Source organism: Burkholderia sp. E168m23 (assembly GCF_016586125.1).
Taxonomy (GTDB): Bacteria; Pseudomonadota; Gammaproteobacteria; order Burkholderiales; family Burkholderiaceae; genus Burkholderia; species Burkholderia orbicola.
The window spans coordinates 1-3651 of the sequence record NZ_BCPP01000743.1 but is presented as its reverse complement, the minus strand read 5'-3'; the positions used below and the strand labels follow the sequence as shown (position 1 = coordinate 3651).

The following is a 3651-nucleotide window of genomic DNA, read 5'->3' as shown; positions in this document are numbered from 1 at the left end:
CGCACAGCGCGCCGACGCCGGTATTGACGCCGTAGGCGCGAATTCCGCGCGCGACGATCTCGTCGACGAGTTCGCGAGCGGCCACGACCCGCGCGCGCGTCTCGTCGGCCAATGCCAGGGGCTCGCCGGCCGCCACCGCCGCAACCTGTCGCCAGTCGAGCGGCTGCGCCGCACGGAATACGGTCATGGTAGCCTCAGTTCGTGGTGCGGTCGTGGTGGCTCGACACGAATTGCCGGAAGCGCTCGGAGGTCTGGCCGCCGAAGACTTCGTCGGGCGTCCCGTCCGTATCGACCTCGCCCTGATGCAGGAACATCGCGCGGTTCGACACGTGGCGTGCAAAGCCCATTTCGTGCGTGACGACCAGCATCGTGCGCCCCTCTTCCGCCAGCGAGCGCATCACGCGCAGCACCTCGCCGACCAGCTCCGGGTCGAGCGCCGACGTCGGTTCGTCGAACAGCATCACCTTCGGATGCATCGCCAGCGCGCGGGCAATGGCGACACGTTGCTGCTGGCCGCCCGACAGGTGCGCGGGATAGTAGCCGCGCTTGTCCGCGAGGCCAACGCGTGCGAGCAGCGCCTCGGCTTCCTCCACCGCTTCCGCGCGACTGCGCTTCTGCACCCGCAGCGGCCCTTCGACGAGGTTGTCAAGCACCGTCATGTGCGACCACAGGTTGAAGTTCTGGAACACCATGCCGAGCTGCGAGCGAATCCGGTCGACCTGGCGCCGGTCGCTCGGATGCAGCTTGCCGTCGCGTGCGCGCTTCATCGCCAGCTCTTCGCCCGCGAGCGCGACGGAGCCGTCGTCGGGGGTCTCGAGCAGGTTCAGGCAACGCAGGAACGTGCTCTTGCCCGATCCGCTCGCGCCGAGGATCGAGATGACGTCGCCCTCGTGCGCGTCGAGCGAAATGCCCTTCAGCACATGGTGATCGCCGAACGACTTGTGGATGTTTCTGACCGACAGCGCAACGGGAGCAGCGGTGTTCATCGGTTTCTCCTGGAAAGAATGGCGCGCTCAGGACGCGACGCGCCGGGCATTGCGGGTCGCCGCGGCAGGCGCGCCGGACGGCTTCGGCGCACGCAGGTGCCCCGAGAGCCGCCATTCGAGCGCGCCGAGCAGGCGCACGACGATGAAGTTCAGGCCCAGATAGATGATGGCCGCGCAGACGAACACTTCGGTCGTCCGGTAGGTTTGCTGAATGATCTGCTGCGCGACGCCCGTCACTTCCCATACCGTGACGAGGCTCGCCAGCGCGGTCGACTTGACGAGCAGCACGGCTTCGGTCGAATACGCGGGCAGACACTGGCGCAACGCGATCGGGCCGATCACGCGCCGCAGCAGCGAGAAGCCCGACAGGCCGATGGAATACCCGGCCTCGATCTGCCCGACCGGTACGGCCATCAGCCCACCGCGCAGGATCTCGGCCGTGTAGCCGGCCGTGCACAGCGCGAGCGACAGCACCGCGCAGACGTACGGCTCGCGCAGCAGCGGCCACATGAAGCTCTCGCGGATCACGCCGAACTGGCCGAGCCCGTAATACACGAGAAACATCTGGATCAGCAGCGGCGAGCCGCGAAACACGAGGATGTAGGCCCGCGCGAAGCGGTTCGGCAGCCAGCGCGGCGACACGCGCATCGTGACGATCACGAGCGACAGCAGGCCGCCGAGCACGAGCGATGCGAAGAACAGGCCGAGCGTGGTCGGCACGGCCGCGAGCAGCTGGCGCAGCGTATCGAGGAGAAAAGCGAAATCGATGGACATGCCCGTACTCCGTCAGTTGCGCGCGAAATTGCGGCGGAACGACCGGCCGACGATCGCCTCGGCCCGGTTGAACACACGGTTCGACAAGCCCGTCATCAGCAGATACAACGCACCGCCCGCGACGAAGAACACGAAGTACTGGTGAGTCGAATTGGCAGCGATCTGGCTCGTGCGCAGCAACTCGGCAAGACCGGTGACCGAGATCAGTGCGGAATCCTTCAGGCTCAGTTGCCACACGTTGCCGATACCGGGCAACGCGAAGCGCAGCACCTGCGGAACCAGGATGCGCCGCAGCACCATGCTGCGCGGCATGCCGATCGAGCGCGCCGCTTCGAGCTCGCCTTTCGACACGGCGAGCACCGCCGCGCGATAGACCTCTGCCTGATAGGCGCCCGAGATCATCCCGACCGCGAGCGCACCGATCACGAACGGCGGTACGCCGATGAAGCCTTCCGCGCCGAACCACTGGCCGACGGCCGTCACGAGCGTCGAGCCGCCGAAGTAGAACAGATAGATGACGAGCAGTTCGGGCACGCCGCGAAATACCGTCGTATACAGATCGCCGAGCAGGCGGAGGGTGCGGTAGCGCGACAGCTTCGCCGCCGCGATCGCCGCGCCGATCACGGCGCCGACCGCGAGCGCGGCGAGCGTCAGCGCGACCGTCATCAATGCGGCGAGCAGCAGCACACCGCCCCAGCCTTCGGTACCGAAGCCGAGCATTTCAAGAATCGCCATGCGTGCCTCCCTGCATGCGTTGAGTGAATCCGCTGGATGCGTGCCGCCGCGCCGCGCGTCGTTCGACGAACTTACGCGGCGGCGGCCGAACGCGCAGCGCTTACGGCGTGACGTCGGTCTTGAACCACTTGTCGGCGAGCTTCTTCACGGTGCCGTCCGCGAGCGCCGCGGCGATCGCCGTATCGAACTTCGTCTTCAGGTCGGCATCCTGCTTGCGGAACGCGAGCCCTTCGCCCGGCCCCCAGATCGGGCCGCCGAGCTTCGGCCCCGCGAGCACGATCGATGCGTTGTCCTTCTTCGCGTTGTTCGCCGCGTAGTACGTGACGTCGTCGAACGATGCATCGATGCGCCCGGCGACCAGATCGAGATCGCGTTCGGGCGACGTCTTGTACACGCGAATCGACGCGATGTCCTTGAAGCTGTCGTTGATGAATTTCGTGTAGACGGTGCCCGACTGGATACCGATCGTCTTGCCCTTCAGCTGCTTGCGCAGCGTGTCGACGGTAGGCTTGTCCGCGTTGGCGTCGCCTGTGAGCTTGACGATCGGTGCGCCGGGCGCGGCCTTCGGCAGGATCTTCGTATCGGTGACGGCGAACGTCGCCGGCGTCGCCGCATACGGACGCGAGAACAGCAGGATCTTTTCGCGCTCCGGCGTGATCGAAATGGCATCCATCAGGACATCGAACTTGCCGGCCTGCAGGCCCGGAATCATCCCGTCCCAGTCCTGCGCGACCATGTTGCACTGCACCTTGATGCGCTCGCACACGTTGGCGAGCAGCTCCGGCTCGAAACCGCCCAGCTTGCCGCCCGGCAGCGTGAGGTTCCACGGCGCGTAGCCGCCTTCGAGCGCGACCGTCACCGTCTTCCATTCCTTTGCCTGCACCGGCGCCGCGAGCGTTGCCGCCGCAGCCGCGATGACGCCGATCGTCCTGATTGCCCACTTGATGCGCTTGCCGTTCACGAGATTTCTCCTTGCGTTGAAGTTCGCCATCCCTTCGGTGCAGCAAGCCGCCTCAGGAATTTGTCTATACAAGCATGCAAGAAGAAAAACAGCGAGACAAGCGGTGATCAATAAAAACCGCGGAAACGCGGGAAATCCCCTAATTTCAAGGGTCTGGCGTGCATCGTCACGGGGAATTCCGGCACACGTTTGGTG

Annotated in this window: 5 protein-coding genes; all 5 read right to left on the bottom strand. The window is 65.7% G+C overall.

Going from position 1 to position 3651, the window contains the following annotated elements:
• Positions 1–187: aromatic amino acid lyase (locus tag JMF90_RS28685; RefSeq protein WP_201325734.1), on the bottom strand; the 187-nt coding region annotated here is incomplete at its 3' end.
• Positions 188–194: 7 nt separating this feature from the next.
• On the bottom strand, positions 195–986 hold the full coding sequence (locus JMF90_RS28680; RefSeq protein ID WP_201317234.1) for an ABC transporter ATP-binding protein: 792 nt from the start codon (positions 984–986) through the stop codon (positions 195–197).
• Between the two features lie 27 nt (positions 987–1013).
• Positions 1014–1760, bottom strand: a complete 747-nt coding sequence (locus tag JMF90_RS28675; RefSeq protein WP_200161135.1) for an ABC transporter permease — start codon at positions 1758–1760, stop codon at positions 1014–1016.
• Between the two features lie 12 nt (positions 1761–1772).
• Positions 1773–2495 carry an ABC transporter permease gene (locus JMF90_RS28670; protein WP_006481063.1) on the bottom strand — a complete coding sequence of 241 codons (723 nt, stop codon included), beginning with the start codon at positions 2493–2495 and terminating at the stop codon, positions 1773–1775.
• A 100-nt stretch (positions 2496–2595) separates the two neighbouring features.
• The gene (locus JMF90_RS28665) at positions 2596–3456 is read right to left on the bottom strand and encodes a transporter substrate-binding domain-containing protein (protein WP_012337095.1); all 861 of its coding nucleotides are present in this window, start codon (positions 3454–3456) and stop codon (positions 2596–2598) included.
• Between the last annotated feature and the right edge of the window lie 195 nt (positions 3457–3651).